The sequence below is a fragment of the Streptacidiphilus sp. MAP5-3 genome (genome assembly GCF_041262505.1).
Lineage (GTDB): Bacteria > Actinomycetota > Actinomycetes > Streptomycetales > Streptomycetaceae > Streptacidiphilus.
The window spans coordinates 77,595-92,731 of the sequence record NZ_JBGCCL010000011.1; the positions used below are offsets into that span (position 1 = coordinate 77,595).

Here is a 15,137-nt window from a genome sequence, read left to right on the forward strand (position 1 = left end):
CCGAACCGCGAACTCATAAGCTGTTCGCGTGCCTAATCGTCAGCGACGCATCACCTTGCGCGATATCGCGAAGGACACCGGCCTCTCCCCCGCGGCGGTGTCCTATGCCCTGCGCGGCCTGCATGTGCCGCCGGAGACCCAGCAGCGGGTGCGCGAGGCAGCGGACCGGCTCGGTTACCGGGTCGACCCGATCGCCAGAGCGCTGGCCTCCGGCCGCACCGACACCGTCGGCGTGCTGTGCGAATCGCTGACCGACGTATGGCAGCAAGGGCTGGCGGCCTCGCTCGGCCGCAGGCTGCTGGCGACCGGTCGGCATGCCCTGATCGTCGACTCCTCGAACGACCCGCAACTGGAAGCCCAGTTGGCCTCGCATCTGGCAGCCCAGCGGGTGGACGCGCTGATCGTGCTGCCCGTCGACCCGGCCGCCGCGCACTGGCAGCAGATCGCCCGGCAGACGGTGCTGATCGCCGTCGGCGACGGCCTCCCCGGAGCAACCACGGCGGCCGAGGTGGTCTTTGACAACGATCTCGGCGTCACCGATGCACTCGGTCGGCTCGCCGCAGCAGGCCACCGCGCGATCGCAGTTGTGACGCCGGGACTGCCGGGTACCCCGGACCGGCCGGCTGAGGGCGTGGTCCACCGGGTGGCGGGCGAGCTGGGTCTGGCCGTGACCGTGCACACCTCGCCGTACGACCTCGACGGCGCAACTGCTGTGGCGCGCACGGTGCTCACGAAACCGGACCGCCCCACCGCCTTCCTCTGCCTGGGCGATTCGATGGCCTACGGCGTCTACGCCGCCGCGCAGGACCTCGGCCTGGTCGTGCCGGACGACGTGTCCGTGCTGGGCTACGACGACCAGCCCCTGTCGCGGTTGCTGACCCCGCCACTGTCCAGCTACCGCTGGCCCGTGGAGGAGCTGCTGGACCTCATCGTCGAGCGCACCGTGAAGGCCATCGAGGAGGGCAAGCGCAGCCGGCGCAAAGTGCTGCCGCCGACGGTGCGGTTGCGCGGCTCGATCGGGAGGCCGCGCGACTCGGCCGTTTGACCTGGCCGAGCAGGCGTCCGGGCCGGGTTCACCGCGGCTCACCATGGTTCACCGTGGCTTGGTTCACCGTGGTTCACCGTGGTTCGACGGGTATCACGGACGGGGCGGCGATCGGCAGGTCCAGGTCCAGGGCCAGATCCGCCGAGCGGAGGAGCGCCGCCGCCGCGTGGACGTCCGCGGTCAGCTTGTGGTCGGCGAGGTCGGGGTCGAGGACGGCTGCGGCCGTGCGGTGGAAGTGGGACAGCTCACCGGTGCCGGGCGCAGTGCGGTCCCGCATCCGCAGGGCACGCACAGCCGCGACGAGTTCGCAGGCCAGGATGAGGCTGAAGTGGTCCACCGCTTCGGTCAGGCGGCGCGCGCCGGTGGCGGCGAAGCTGGCGTGTTCCTCGACGCCCCGTGAGATCACGGTATGACCGAGTGTCACCGGCTGTGCCGCGCCCCGCAGTTCGGCGAGGGCGCTGTGCGCGGCGCATTCGGTGATCATCAGGCCGCTGCTCCCGTTCTCCGCCTCCGCCAGGAAAGGAGGCAGGCCGGTGAAGGCCGGTTCGTTGAGCGCGCCCTGGCGGGCGGTGGTGAGCTGCGCGGTGCCGAGCAGGGCCAGCCGCATCTGGTCCATGGCCAGGGCCAGCGGGGCCTGGTGGAAACCTCCGTGGTGGTAGTAGTCGTCGCCGTCGAGGAGCGGATTCTCGGCGCTGGCGTTGAGCTCCACCGCAAGGACGCGGTCGAGCGCGTTCCAGGCGTCCATGGCGGCGCCGTGGACCTGGGGCAGGCAACGGAATCCGAACGGGTCCTGCACCAGCGACGGGCTCCAGTCGGCGCGGACCAGGAGCCGGGTCATGCGCGCGGCGACCTCCTGCGCGCCCGGGTGGGGCCGGCGCGCGTGGACAGCTGCGGCATACGGCTCCAGAGAGCCGTGCACGGCGGTGAGCGACAGGGCTGCGACGAGCGGAACGCGGTCCAGCAGGGTACGGAGATCGGTGGCGGCGAGCGCCGCCTGACCGATGGTGAGCGCGCTGCTGGACAGCAACGGCAGCGCGTCCCAGGAGCTCAGGGCGAGCGGGCGGGGCGGGGCGCCGAGGCCGGTGCCGGGATGCCATGGCTGCTCGCCGACGAGGGTGAGGCCGAGTTCGGCCAGCGCGGTCAGGTCCGCGGTGCCGAGCGAGCCGAGTGCGTGGATCTCGGGGACGTGGCCGTCTGTGAGGGCCTGTGCGAGAGCGTCGACGACGGCGCCGTCGATGGCGCAGCCCGCGCCCAGAAGCTGGTTGAGGCGCACCGCCAGCATGGCCCGGCTCTGCTCGACCGGCACGAGGGGGCCGATGCCGCCGGCGTGACTGCGCAGCAGGCGCAGGCCGAACTCGCGGGTGGCCTCCTCGTCGAGTGCGGTGGTGCGGTTGGCGCCGACGCCCGTGGAGTGACCGTAGACCGGGCGCCGCGTGCTGGCCTGGATCGCTGACGTCCGAGCTGCCGCAACTCGTGCTCGGGCCTGCGGATCCACGTGGATCGGCGGCAGCATACGGGCCAGGGTGGTCACCTGACCTGCGGTCAGGGAGGAGCCGTCGAAGCACACGGCGTCAGGATGTGGGGCCGCAGTCATCAGTGGTGCCAGCCTTCCGTCGTCACCAGGTTCTTGGTCTCGGGCGCCCACGCGATGCTGACCAGGGTTCCGAGCAGCAGCACTCCGGCCAACCAGGCCATCGACCAGCCGGCCCCGAGCTGGTCCAGGCTGATCGGCAGGATGAAGGTTCCGACCGCGGAGGCGACCCTGCTCGCGCCGTTGAGGAAGCCCACACCGGCGCCCCGCAGCGCGGTCGGGAAGAGCTCGGGCGGGTAGACCTGCGTGATGTTGGACGCGGCCGACATCACGAACGTGTAGACCACGAACGGCACCATCAGCACGAGGCCGGAGTCGTTGTTCAGCGCCGCCATCGCCGCGAGACAGACGGTCAGGACGGCGAAGGTCCAGATCGTGAAGGGCCGCCGTCCCATCCGCTGCACCGGCCACAGCCCGACCACGCCGCCGAGCAGGAGGAACATGTTGAGGACTGTGTTCTGCGTGTTCGCGTCCGAGACGTGGAGCGAGACGAGGATCGTCGACATGAAGGTGTAGATCGCGAAGTACGGCAGGACCTGCGCGCTGTAGAAGACCGCGCCGAACCAGGTGTTGCGTCGCTGGCCGCGCGCGAACAGTTCGGTGTAGCGCGGGGTGACCTGCGTCGCCGGGGGCTGATCCTGGGCGGGGCGGGGTCCCGGCTCCTCCCCGAGGTAGCGGCGCCGGATCTCGTCGGCTTCGGCGCTCCGGCCCCGGCTCGCCAGCCAGCTCGGCGACTCCGGGGTCCCGACCCGCAGGACCAGGACGAGCGCCGCCGGAAGCGCTCCGCTGGCCAACAGCAGGTGCGCGGAGGAGTCGTCGAGGGAGACGTAGGTGCCGAGGATGTTGGCCACCACGTAGCCGACGGTCCACAGGACGGTGAGGGACCCGAGCAGCAGTCCGCGTAGGCGTCGGGGGGAGAACTCGGCGAGCAGGGTGGGGCCCACGGCGTAGTCGGCCCCCAGTCCGAAGCCGATCAACAGGCGCAGAACGAACAGGCTCCATGGACCGTGCGCCCACAGCTGTCCGGCGGAGGCGAGCGTGATCAGGACGAAGTTGTACAGGTAGAGCTTCTGCCGCCCGATGGCATCGGCCACGCGCCCGAGGATCACGCTGCCGAAGAAGAGCCCGATCAGGGCGGAGGAGCCAAGCAGCCCTTGCCAGACACCGTTCAGATGCATCGAGGTGGACAGGACCGGCAGGACGGCCCCGATGACCCCGAGGGCGTAGCCGTCGGAGAAGTTCGCACCGAAGGTCGTGGCGGTCACTCTCAGGTGGAACCTGGTCAGTCGTTCCTTGGGTGTGCCGACTGCCACGCCTCTCCGGGCAGTTGCTTCGGTCGTCACTGGGAACCTCCGGCACAGGTGGGTGGGCACGACATCGCGAGCGCACCTGCACGGGCGGTTCATGAGTGATGCGCTTCACTGATGCGGTTCAGTGAAGCGATTAAACGATTGCCGGTCAACCCCCTGGGGACAGTCGGTACGGCGTGGACGGCGCCGTGGGGGCTGGGGGGGCAGCGATGCCGACTTCGCCGCTTGGTACGACGTGTGGACGACGTACTTCTCCTGGTGGCCGAGCTCCGAGCCCCGACGTCAAAAAGGCCCCTGCCTCGTGGCAGGGGCCCTCGGTCGTTCCGGGTCAGCGTGCGCCGGGTCCGTCCGTCCGGGCGTCAACCGGCCAAGCCCACCGCTTCGGGAAGCGGTGGGCTGGTGCTATTCGGTCGCCGCCGTCACCGTTGCGGGGTCCGGCCGGAGCGCCGCCAGCGCATCGCTATGAAGACCAGGTCGGCGACGAGCAGCACGGCTCCGATGACCAGCAGGAAGAGCAGCCCGTGGGCGACGGCGCCGATGATGCCCAGCGCGATCGCGACGATCACGATTAGCAGGAAGAGGATCATTGCCGGGCTCCTCAAAGGGGGTGTTCGGTGGCCTCGCCGGTGGGGTCAGCGGCGGGCGAGCTGCCGCTCACCGCCGGCGCCTGGCTCGTAGACCAGGCCGTAGTGCTGGAAGATCGCTTCCTCGTCCGTGGCGGGCAACACGTCGTCGGTGCCGATCGCCGGGCAGCCCTTGACCAGCGACTTCGCGTAGTTGACCTTGACGTACCCAGGTCCCACGACCGCATCGTCCAGGGGAACGAAGACGAGCCGGTGGCGGGTGGGCAGGCCGACCTGGACGGTGGCCATGGCCGGTTCGTCGGTGCTGGTGTCCACATACACCGCCTCCAGCACTCCGATCTTGCGCCCGCCGGGGTCGACGACGGCATGCGTGCGCCACTCGCGAATGTTCGCTGCCTCGATCACCGCGTCTCCCTTCCCGACGGCCGACCCCTGAGCCGGGTCAGCCGCTGCGACCCTGCACACTTCTAGCCTGCCCCCGCACTCCGGGCGGCGCCAGGTCACCCGCGGAACACCGGCTACACGGCGGTGCTCTTCAGCCGGAAGCGCCGCTTTCACCTCTCCGGGACTGCCGAACGGGTTCGGCGACCGGCGAAGGCGGGGTCAGGGTCTGGGTTGGGGTTGGGGTTGGGGCTGTGCCTGGTGCGGATGTGGATGCGATCGTGCGGTGAGATGGCCGACGGCGCCACGGGCCTGCCGGTCAGGAGCGCTTGGGCGCTCTGCAGGTTGCCGGGGTGTGCTGCGGCGGTCATGAGCTGCTTGGCCCGCCACGGGGCGCTCTCGGGTGGGACCACGAGCAGTTCCCATTCCCCGATGCGGTAGGAGAAGACCGTGATGGAGTGGGGATCGTGGGTGGAGTTGTACCAGTTCACCCGTACGTCGTGGGATCCGACCGGAACGCTGTGGCGCAGCTGCGTCCAGGCTGCCTCGTTGACGGCGGCGCGAGTGATGCGACCCCAGGCCTGTTCCAACTCTTCTATCAAGGCGGGGAGTTGATCGGCGAGGTTGCGCGAGTGCGGCCACCAGGCGCCGTCGAGTCGAGGTCGTGGACCGTCGGGGGTCAAGGCCAACCGCAGCGGCAGGCCAGCCTGCGGAACGGCGGTGAGCGCGGGGGTGGTGTCCGTGATCATGAGGTCGGCCTTTCTGGGTGGCGGCCTGACGTAGGCCGGTCCGTCCTCTGGTGTCCGGGAGAGGCTGCCGGCTGGGTCGGTCGTATCGACCTCGGGCGGGTCGACGCCATCGGGCGGGTCGACGTCGGAGGAGTCGACGTCGGAGGGGCCGACGGGGGTGCGCCGGTGTGCGTCGGAGGCCGGTCGTCAGGGACGGCCAACCGCGTGCCGGGCGGCAGCGCCACGGCGGTGGAGGCGCCACCGGTGCGGCTGGACCGTCGTCGGTAGCGCGGCGTGCCGCGCGTTGGCCAGCTGAATCAGCACCACGCAGCCGTAGATCAGGACGGCGAGCGCGAGGAGGGTGAAGAGCAGCGTCATTGTTCTCACCTTCCTGAGGACACCTGCATGCGGCCGATGGGCATGATCAGCGGGACGGACAGCGCCGCACCGCCTTCGGATTCCCATGCGGCTTCCTCGCCCGAGTCGCGAGGCACGACGCCGGCAGCCCCGGACACCCCGACGCGGCCGAGTTCGGCCGCGATCAGGGCGCTCGCGGTGGACGAGCCGGCAGGGTCACTGGCGGCGGCCATCAGCCGCCGGGCGGCCGCGTCGGCGGTCTGCGGTGGGATGACGAGCAGGTCCCAGCGGCCGGTGCGGTAGGAGAGGAGCAGGAGTTTGTGCGGGTCCTGCTCGGTGGTGAACCAGCCGACCTTGACCACGTGTCCCGGGGTCGGGATCTCACGGGGCAGGGGCTGCCAGAGGGTCGGGTTGACGTTGACCCTGGTGATGCGCCCCCACAGCCGGTCCAACGTCGGAACGAGGGACGGCAGTTCGCGAAGGAGGTCGTCGGAGTGCGGCCACCAGGCGCCGTCCAGGGCGCCGACGGGGACGCCGCCGCCACCGGCGGCGGGCCGCAGGGCGAGCCGCAGCGCGGACGGTTCCGTGCGAGGCGGGGGAAGGGCGACCGAGAGTGGTCGCAGCAATGACACGGACATGATGTGCGTCCTGTCCCCGGACCCGCGCGCAGGCCCGGCGTCGGCGTTCGCCGAGAACGACAGGGGCACTGCAGCCGGTGTGCGGAAGACCCTCGGTACCTCAAGACTACTCCGCGCCGGGGCACAAAGGACCGATGCAAGGCCGCGAACGCCGTGCGGATCAGACCTCGCCGGAGTGCGGATGGTCACCACCGGACGACCGCTCGGGGAGCGGATCAGGCGCGCCGAGGACGCGGGTGGTGTCGACGGTGAGGTGAAGTCTCGTGCCGGTCCCGTCCTGGCCCGTCGGGTAGCTGCGCTGCTCGGTGCCGGCGAAGGCGCTGCGCAGCAGGAGGGCGACCCGGCGCGCGGCTTCGGGGGTCGCGGCGATGATCCGGACATCGGCATATCCGAGGGGCGGCAGTTGCTGGTCTTCCACGGGTCCTCCCCTTTCCAGGGATGGGCGACATGGTTCGAACCGGTCGTGGCCTGGCCGGTCGGTGACGCCCCTGGGTCCGTCAGTCACATGGATGCCACGCCTCAGGGCGGCGGGGGCTGTCAAGGCGGCGGGGGCTGTCGAGGAGACGTGGCAGTGAGCCCATGTCTCCCACGCTACGCCCGCCCCACCGGAGTAACGCCGCGCTCCCGTGACCTCGCCGTGGAGCTGCCGACGCTGTGGAGCTGCCGGCGGTGATCACGGCGGTGATCACGGCGGTGACGCCGATCCGGTGTGTGTCACCCCGCGGCGAGCCCCTCGCCCTTCGCGCGGTCCGTGACCGGTTCGACCTGATTGTGGAGCGACCGCGCAGGGCGTTCCGGTCGGCGGTCACCGCGTAGGTGGTTGCGGTGTCGCCGGAGCACGCCGCGTCGAGGCCTGCGCGGGCGGCCGGCCATGAGCCCGTGGTCCTGATGCTGCGGCACGCCGCACGCAAAGCATCCCTGACCAGCAGTCAGAAACGACATATCGTCAGAGAGTGGACGCCGTCTCCCCGCGGGGGTTCGGCGGGCGTCCCTATCAGTTCGCCCTGGTCCCGGTCCGCCGACACCTCACTCGCGTCGCCGAGCATAGGGCGCCCTCCTTCCCCAGCAGATCCACGTGATCACTCCTCCAGGAGGTACCCCATGCGTGCACGCACCCGACGTCTCGGAACGGCCGTCGCCACGGTCCTGGCCACCATGACGGCGCTGGTCGCCACCGCCCCGGCCGCGCCCGCCGCAGCGGGCACCGCCACCACCAGGGACGCCGGCTTCCGCGCCGTGTTCGTCCAGACCAACAGCCTCTCGGGCAACGAGATCGTCGCCTACCACCGCGCCGGCGACGGGCACCTCACCCAGGCCGGCAGCTTCGCCACCGGTGGCAACGGCGGCAAGCTGACCGGCTCCGTCGCCGACCACCTCGCCTCCCAGGGCTCGCTGACCTACGACCCCGACCACGGGCTGCTCTACGCCGTCAACGCCGGAAGCAACACCGTCTCGGTCTTCTCCGTCCACGGCGACCGACTGAAACTGCGTCAGGTCATCGAATCCGGCGGCAGCTTCCCCGTCAGTGTCGCGGTCCACCACGACGTGGTCTACGTCCTCAACGCGCTCGACGGCGGGTCGATCCAGGGCTACACCGTCGACGGCGACCACCTGCGCAAGCACGCGGGCTGGCACCGCTGCCTCGGACTGGACCCGAAGGCCACCCCGCAGTTCACCAACACCCCCGGTCAGGTCGGCTTCACCCGCGACGGCTCCCACCTGGTCGTCACCACCAAGGCCAACGGCAACAACCTCGACGTCTTCGGCCTCGGCCTCTCCGGCGCCCCGTCCGCGACCCCGCAGGTCACGAATCTCCCAGGTGCGGTCCCGTTCGGGTTCGTCCCCAACGGACGCGACGGCATCTTCCTGACCGAGGCCGGGCCCAACGCCCTGGCCACCTTCGCCATCCACCACGACGGCACCGCCACGCAGACCGCGTTCGCCGCCACCGGACAGGCGGCCACCTGCTGGGTCGTCGCCATCGGCGACCTGCTCTACACCTCCAACGCCGGCAGCAACAGCATCAGCGGCTTCCACGCCACTGACCACGGGAACACACTGACGGCGCTCGGCTACGCGAGTACCGACCCGGGCACCATCGACGCGGCAGCATCCACGGGCGGCCGGTACCTCTACGTCCTGACCGGCGTCAACGGCATCGTCGACGAGTTCACCGTTGCCCACGACGGGGTGCTGACCCAGATCGGCACCGCCACCGTGCCCGGCGGCGCGGGAAGCGAAGGCATCGTCGCGTTCTGAGCGATGCCGGTCCCGGGAACCGGCGGCTCCGGCAAAGCCGCCGACCCCCCGCTGGGCGGATGTGCGCAGGGGTCGGGGCGGACGGTCGAGTGAGGCGTATCGGCCTGGTGCGGCGACCAGGCTGATCCGGACCGATCCCTGCGCCCCGCCGGTGACCTGGCCAGGAGCGCAGGTCGGTGGGGCTGCCGACGCCCGTGACGTCGTGGTGGAGACTCGTGCCGGAGCCACTGCCAACGGCTGACCATGCTGCCCGCCGTTCACGGCCCTGGGCGGCGGCCCCAAGCGGTGATCATGCCCGGAGAGAGGTCGGCGAGGGCGGGCGAGGACAGATAGTCCAGGGCCGCGTCGAGCTCGCCAGGCTCCAACGCGGAGCCGGATTCGAGCGTGTCGCGCATGCTGAGCCAGGTGCCCTTCCAGAAGGCGGTGACGGGCGCGTCGACCGTCAGCGGCGGCATCAGTACCTCCGCGCCGACCTCGAGCAGCCCCAGATCGCGCAGCAGCTGCGGATAGCGGGTGACCCAGCCGATGTCGGTTCCGATCCGGTCGCGCAGCACCTGCCACATGGCCGCCATGGTCCGCCGGTAGGCGGCCTGCGGTGAGCCCGACGTGGTCAGGTCGACGGCGTCGCCGACCACCAGCCAGCCTCCGGGCGCCACCCAGTCGGCCAGGCGGGCCAGCACCTCGGCGTGGCTGCGCAGGTGCATGAGCACGAACCGGCAGTGGACCAGGTCGAACCGGCCCGGAGACAGCGTCGGGTCGGTGATGTCGGCGGCCGTCGTGCGTAGCCGGCCGCCTGGGCGGGCGTCCACGAAGCGCGGATCGCGGTCGAGGGCCACGACCTCGTCGACTCCGGCCTCGTCAAGCAGCCAGCGGCTGATCGTCCCGGTCCCCGCGCCCACGTCGAGGCAGCGCCACCCGGGGCCGACGCCCAGGGCGGTCAGCCGGGCGCGGCTCCCCGCGTCATAGGCCAGCGCGCCGTAGTCGATACGCGCTCCCTCCCCGGTGTGCTCGGGGGAGAAGAGGTCTGCTCCGTAGCGCCCTTCGTCCGGCGCGTCCGGCGCGTCCGGCTCGTCCACTGGAACTCCTTCCCGAAGGCGAAAGCGGTGTGCCGCCTCAAGGCATGCCGTCGACGAAGGCGTCACCAGCCCGAGGACGGTCATCTTTGACCGTTCGGCTGTGTGAACCGACCCGGATGGCGGCTTCACGACCTGCCGGGCGACACCACACTCCTGACTTTGTGTCGGGAGACCTTTCCGAGGTCGCCCGGGGCTAGCGTGGCGAATGTGCAGCAACCCGCTTCCGCTTCCCCCGAGCCGGGCGATGCACCGCCGAGCCGACCCGCCGACATCACCGCTGGACAGGTTGTCCTCGCCTGGGTGACCCAGTTCCTGGTCGGTACGGACCTCTTCGTGGTCTCCCCGCTGCTGCCGGAGCTCTCGCGCAGCTTCCACGTCTCCTTGTCGCAGGTCGGCCTGACCATCACCAGCTTCTCGCTGGCCTACGTCATCGCCGCGCCCCTGCTCGGACGGGTCGCCGACCGCACCGACCGGCGTCTGGTCCTGGTGGCCGCCCTCGCCCTGTTCTCGGCGGCGAACGTCGGCACCGCCCTGGCCCCCGACTTCGCCACGCTGCTCATCATGCGCGTCATCGCCGGCATCGCCGGCGCCGCGACCGGTCCGACCGTCTACACCCTCACCAGTCTCCGAGCCAGGCCCGAGCACAGGGGACAGGTGCTGGCCATCGTCGGCTCCGGCCTGCTCACGTCCCTGTGGGTGGGCGCGCCGCTCGGGGCCCTGCTGGGCACGCACGTCGGCTGGCGTCAGGTCTTCGTCATTCTCGCCTGCTCCACAGCCGTGCTGACGGTTCCCCACCTGCGCGCCTGGCCGCCCATCGAAACGCCCGCGTCACCGGCGCAGGGGCAGCGGCAGACCGGTCCGGGTCCCGGTCCCGAAGGGGGGTCCGTCCGCGACACGCTTCTCGCCGTCGCCGTGACCACGTGCTGGGCCCTGGCCGTGTACGCCCTGTACACCTTCCTCGCCGTGGCCTGCGACGCGCACGGACACGGCGGCGACGTGCCGCTGCTGCTGGTGGCCTACGGCGTGGGAGCCGTCATCGGCGGCCTGACCGGCGGCCGCGCCGCGGACCGACTGGGCGCGCAACTCGTGGTGACCGGCACCCTGCTGGGCACCGCCGGCTTCGAGGTGCTGGTCGCGCTGGCATTCCCCAGAACCCTGGCGCTGGCCGCGACCCTGGCGCTGTTCGCCCTGGTCGCCTATGCCATGTTCCCCGCCCAGCAGCGCCGACTGGTGGACCGCTTTCCCGCCGCCGCGACCACCATGCTGTCCTGGAACAACAGCGCCCTGTTCATCGGCCTGTCCCTGGCCGGCTTCCTCGGCGGCCCCGTCCTGCACAGCTTCGGCTACCCGACGCTCCTGCTCTCCGCTGCCGGCTTCGCGGTCCTCGCCGCGGCACTCAGCCGCCTCGGCACACACCTGGGCATCTGAGAGCGCGGGATGGGGGTCTCTGCGCGATTCGCCTTCGGGCCGGGCCTTGAGACCGGGGTCAGGCCCGCCTGCTGATCAGCGGCTCGGGGCGCGGTCAGTGGTGGTGCAGGGCAAACTGGCCCGGCCCTGCTTCGGTGGCCATTCTCAGGTCAACACCACTGGCAGATCGACACCGGCAAAGTCGACCAGTACGGCAACCTCTCCCTCTGGTACCAGGTCACCACCAACCTCAGCTTCAGCGCCAGCTACAACGGCGACACCCGCTCCACCCCCACCACCGCGACCACCCCCACCGTCTGGGACCAGGCCGCCGTCACCGCCCGCCCTCCACGGCTACTACACCCCAATCCCGCACTGCAGCGCCCTGAACGCGCCGCACCGGAAGAGACCGTAGGACGGTCCCTCGCCCCTGAGTTCTCCTACTCAACGGCAGAGACGTGTACGCAGGAGCTGACGGGTCGCGCGCAACAGACAGTTGCTGAGCAGGTTGCGGTGCACGGGTCCGGGGCGCCAAGTCTTGATCACCGAAAGCACCGGTTTGCGTTGCTCAAGCCACTCGAGGTACTAGCTGTGGAACGTGTAGGGCCCCCTTCGAGTCGATGTAGGGCTCGAACTGCTGATCTGAGTGAGCGTCAGAAACGGGCCACCCCGGCCGCTGAGCCCGCCGCTCGGTCTCCTCCACGGCGATGACGCGGTCCCGGACTCCCGACCAGTGCGCGTGCGTGTTCACGGTGCTCCTGTCGGCGGCGCGCTCGGACTCTAGCCCCCGTGACCGACCCCCGGTCTCCGCCCGGGAAGTATCCGACGCCCCTCTTTCGTTCCTCGACCATCGGATGCGATCAAGGCGCTACCGGGTGGGCGGAGCGTGGGTAGTGTGCCTGCATGGCTCTGGTTCTCAGGTACGCGACAATTCCGGTCCGAGACGTCGTGATGATGGCGAAGTTCTGGTCCGCGGCCGTGGACGGGTCCGCGGTGGGGGCGGGCGTCGGCGCGCTGGTGCGGTTCGAAGAGGAGGACGTGGACGGGCCAGGACTTCTCCTGCCGGAATCGCCTGACGCCGCACCGTGCGATACGGGATTGGCATTCCGGCCGATGGCAGGGACCCTCAAGGCCGAGACTGTGCGTCTGATCGACCTGGGAGCCCAGATCGTCAGGAAGGTCCACCGGGGCTTTGGCCTCGGTGAAGTGATCCTGGCCGACCCGGAGGGGAACACGTTCACGCTTGTCTCCAGCGCGGGCGAGGTTCGAGCGTTCGAGGAGAGCGAGGACGGGCCGGGGGCGGACCAGGACCCGGGCTTCTGGGCCGATGCCGACCACACCCCCCACCGATCAACCGCGGGCTCGGTCTCAGTCGTCCTCGACGAGTCCGCTCGGGATTAGTCGCACCACTCGGTGCTGGTACCGCTGTTGGTCACGCTGGAACTCGAGCCGGCCTTGCCGTCGACGTTGTACGTGATACCGAGGGTGGTCTGGTTCCGGTACTCCTTCTTTTCGACGACGCCCTGGCAGGTGTATGACGGCTTGAGGATCTTCTTCGGGTTGCACGCTCCCCAGCCACCGTCGGCGGTCTTGCCCGCCGTCGCCCACTCCCACCCGAAGAGCCCGCGTGTATAGACCTCGATCGTCGCGGTCAGGTGGCAGTCCGTCGGTGCCGGGTCGGTCGTGCAGTTGGTGATGTTGGACGTGGCGTACAGCGGGCCACCCGAGGTCAGTCGTGCGGGCGCGTTGGAGCTGTAGTCGCAACCGACTTCGATCGGCACGTTGGGCCGGGCCTGTCCGCCCCCTCCCCGGACGGTCGCCGCGGTGGAGCCGTGGGCACTGCTTCCGGTGATGTCCTGGTGTACCGGCTGGGGCGCGGCTGTTGCTGCGGTGCTGGCGGCTACGGCCAAGGCAAGGACTGCCATGGAAGTGGCAGTGTTTCGAGCACGCATAGTTGACTCCCCGCGAATAGCGCCTCGTGTACGACTGACTTTGTCGCGTCCGCGACACTACGTGAGCGGAGAGCTGTCGCACTGGCATCTGAGGAGAACTTGAGGATTGCCCCCGGCGCCTGGCGGGCTCGATGGACAGGTCAGCCTCTCAATCTTGCGCACGCTTTCGTGAGCGAGGTCAGCGGGCAAACCCCTCCGGCGATGCTCCCGCCCTCGACGCTCCTCCCAGCGAGAAGCGTCGAACAGATCGCAGGCGAGAACCCATCGGTGATCGAGTCGGCTGTCAACGCGCGGAATCCGGCTCCGTTCCTCACGCCGCTGGTGCTGCTCCTCGCCGGCCAGCGCCTCGCGCCGGGCCCGCCTTTACGGCCTGTTGCTGCCGCTGCTCCTCCGTCAGCTTTGCCATGACGCCCGCCGCATGCGCGTCTCCTCGTTCAGGCCACTCGCAGCATCTTGGGCAGGCTTCCATCGGGACAGGCCGGAAATGCGCCAATTAGCCCAGGAGTGTCGGAATCCACCGATGAGGCGACTGAATTGGCAGAAGCGCGAAAGGAGATGAGAGTCCTGGAATCGCTCTGCCCCGCAAGACGATCCAGATCGATGACGCGCCCGACTCCGACCGGAGAACTACCCAGCGTAGGCCTGGTCCATGGGCTGGCAGGCCCCCATGGGAAACCTGACTGCGGGTCGATCGCTGCGTTCCCGCACACGAACACACACCTGTCCCCGACTTGCCTGCTCCCACCATGGCGCCCGAGAAATACAACCCGACCAGTGATCGTTTGCGCCCACTCCGCGCCCGTGCTCCCAGCACGCTCCCATCGCAGGCACAAAAAAGACCTGCGGCTTCATGATCAATCATGAAGCCGCAGGTCAGATACCACCTTGGTGGTGCGCCGCCAGGGACTCGAACCCCGGACCCGCTGATTAAGAGTCAGCTGCTCTAACCAACTGAGCTAGCGGCGCCGGTGTGCTCCGTTCGCGATCTCCCGCGCCTCGGCACGACGGAAATACTACCTGACCAGCGGGGGTGCTCACGACCATGTGGGGCGTCCGGCGGGGGCCGTCAGGAGCTGCTGCTCTTGGCGCGGCGGATGGAGAGGGAGACGGCGTGGGCGAGGGGGTCGGCGCGGGTGAGGTCGGTGAGGAGGTGGCGGGTGGCGCGGTCCGGGCGGGACGGGGTGAGGTGGGAGGTGAGGCCGGCGGCGTGGGCGAGGGTGGTCAGTGCGAGGTCGCGCGGAGACGCCGTGTCCGGAGAGGCGAGCACGCCGGCGATGCGGGCGGTACGGGCGGCGCGGGCGGAGGGGTCCGGGACGGTGTAGCGGGTGTGCGGCAGGACGCCGAGCAGACGGCCGGTGTGCCCCGCGAGAACGCCGGTCGCGACCATCCTGCCCAGGACCGGGCGGCTGACTCCGCGCCCCGGGCGCCGGAGACGGTTGAGGCAGACCGTGAGGCGCACTTCGCCGGACGGGAGGCGCCCGAGGAGCTCCGGCGGGAAGCCCGAGACCGAGTCGACGGAGACGGCCGTCGGATCCGGTACACGTAGGCGCAGACGCACGCCGTCGACCGTCGCGGCGCCGGCGAGGACCAACTCGGCCAGCACGCCACCCGCCAGGGCGTAGTCGAGGTGGGGCGGTCGGCGCAGGCGGCCGTCCGGGCCGGTGGCGCAGAGGATCAGCAGGTCCTCGGGGAGTGAGGGGACAGAGGGGAGAGAGGAGCTCGGAGTACCCGACGTGCCCGGCATGAAGCGGTCTCCTGTCGCTGTTGTCAGTGTTGTCGCTGGTCTCTCTGGTGTCGCTGGTGTCGCTG

Annotated in this window: 15 protein-coding genes and 1 tRNA gene; 4 read left to right on the plus strand and 12 right to left on the minus strand. The window is 70.3% G+C overall.

Features of this window, described 5'->3' with window-relative positions:
* Positions 1–28: 28 nt before the first annotated feature.
* Positions 29–1,045 (plus strand): LacI family DNA-binding transcriptional regulator, encoded by a 1,017-nt coding sequence (locus ABH928_RS18575; protein WP_370067726.1) that lies wholly within the window; start codon positions 29–31, stop codon positions 1,043–1,045.
* 73 nt (positions 1,046–1,118) lie between these two features.
* On the opposite strand, the gene ABH928_RS18580 is transcribed toward ABH928_RS18575, so the two are convergent.
* The 8 genes from ABH928_RS18580 to ABH928_RS18615 all read right to left on the minus strand — a co-directional run bounded on the left by ABH928_RS18580 (position 1,119) and on the right by ABH928_RS18615 (position 7,052).
* Positions 1,119–2,612, minus strand: coding sequence for an aromatic amino acid ammonia-lyase (locus tag ABH928_RS18580; protein WP_370067729.1), 1,494 nt, complete (start codon positions 2,610–2,612; stop codon positions 1,119–1,121).
* Positions 2,613–2,638: 26 nt separating this feature from the next.
* On the minus strand, positions 2,639–3,901 hold the full coding sequence (locus ABH928_RS18585; RefSeq protein WP_370067731.1) for an MFS transporter: 1,263 nt from the start codon (positions 3,899–3,901) through the stop codon (positions 2,639–2,641).
* A gap of 464 nt (positions 3,902–4,365) precedes the next feature.
* On the minus strand, positions 4,366–4,533 hold the full coding sequence (locus ABH928_RS18590; RefSeq protein WP_370067733.1) for a hypothetical protein: 168 nt from the start codon (positions 4,531–4,533) through the stop codon (positions 4,366–4,368).
* A 45-nt stretch (positions 4,534–4,578) separates the two neighbouring features.
* Positions 4,579–4,935 (minus strand): PRC-barrel domain-containing protein, encoded by a 357-nt coding sequence (locus tag ABH928_RS18595; protein ID WP_370067735.1) that lies wholly within the window; start codon positions 4,933–4,935, stop codon positions 4,579–4,581.
* A gap of 149 nt (positions 4,936–5,084) precedes the next feature.
* On the minus strand, positions 5,085–5,660 hold the full coding sequence (locus ABH928_RS18600; RefSeq protein WP_370067737.1) for a DUF5994 family protein: 576 nt from the start codon (positions 5,658–5,660) through the stop codon (positions 5,085–5,087).
* A gap of 186 nt (positions 5,661–5,846) precedes the next feature.
* Entirely contained in the window at positions 5,847–6,017 is a 171-nt protein-coding gene (locus ABH928_RS18605) for a hypothetical protein (protein WP_370067739.1), read from the minus strand.
* A 5-nt stretch (positions 6,018–6,022) separates the two neighbouring features.
* Positions 6,023–6,634 carry a DUF5994 family protein gene (locus ABH928_RS18610; protein WP_370067741.1) on the minus strand — a complete coding sequence of 204 codons (612 nt, stop codon included), beginning with the start codon at positions 6,632–6,634 and terminating at the stop codon, positions 6,023–6,025.
* Positions 6,635–6,794: 160 nt separating this feature from the next.
* Positions 6,795–7,052, minus strand: coding sequence for a hypothetical protein (locus ABH928_RS18615; RefSeq protein ID WP_370067743.1), 258 nt, complete (start codon positions 7,050–7,052; stop codon positions 6,795–6,797).
* A gap of 683 nt (positions 7,053–7,735) precedes the next feature.
* Here ABH928_RS18615 and ABH928_RS18620 point away from each other — a divergent pair.
* On the plus strand, positions 7,736–8,893 hold the full coding sequence (locus ABH928_RS18620; protein ID WP_370067745.1) for a lactonase family protein: 1,158 nt from the start codon (positions 7,736–7,738) through the stop codon (positions 8,891–8,893).
* A gap of 257 nt (positions 8,894–9,150) precedes the next feature.
* Here the strand turns inward: ABH928_RS18620 and ABH928_RS18625 are convergent, their stop codons facing one another.
* Positions 9,151–9,969 (minus strand): trans-aconitate 2-methyltransferase, encoded by an 819-nt coding sequence (locus ABH928_RS18625; protein WP_370067747.1) that lies wholly within the window; start codon positions 9,967–9,969, stop codon positions 9,151–9,153.
* 207 nt (positions 9,970–10,176) lie between these two features.
* Here ABH928_RS18625 and ABH928_RS18630 point away from each other — a divergent pair, with 207 nt between their 5' ends.
* Both ABH928_RS18630 and ABH928_RS18635 read left to right on the plus strand, forming a co-directional pair.
* Entirely contained in the window at positions 10,177–11,397 is a 1,221-nt protein-coding gene (locus tag ABH928_RS18630) for an MFS transporter (protein ID WP_370067749.1), read from the plus strand.
* Positions 11,398–12,279: 882 nt separating this feature from the next.
* Positions 12,280–12,777, plus strand: coding sequence for a VOC family protein (locus ABH928_RS18635; protein WP_370067751.1), 498 nt, complete (start codon positions 12,280–12,282; stop codon positions 12,775–12,777).
* Here the strand turns inward: ABH928_RS18635 and ABH928_RS18640 are convergent.
* The 3 genes from ABH928_RS18640 to ABH928_RS18650 form a co-directional block, all read right to left on the minus strand.
* The gene (locus tag ABH928_RS18640; protein ID WP_370067753.1) at positions 12,774–13,301 is read right to left on the minus strand and encodes a hypothetical protein; all 528 of its coding nucleotides are present in this window, start codon (positions 13,299–13,301) and stop codon (positions 12,774–12,776) included. The two genes, ABH928_RS18635 and ABH928_RS18640, sit on opposite strands and share 4 nt — an antisense overlap.
* A 916-nt stretch (positions 13,302–14,217) precedes the next feature.
* Positions 14,218–14,294: transfer RNA gene (locus ABH928_RS18645), tRNA-Lys, on the minus strand.
* 100 nt (positions 14,295–14,394) lie between these two features.
* Positions 14,395–15,072 (minus strand): GPP34 family phosphoprotein, encoded by a 678-nt coding sequence (locus ABH928_RS18650; RefSeq protein ID WP_370067755.1) that lies wholly within the window; start codon positions 15,070–15,072, stop codon positions 14,395–14,397.
* Between the last annotated feature and the right edge of the window lie 65 nt (positions 15,073–15,137).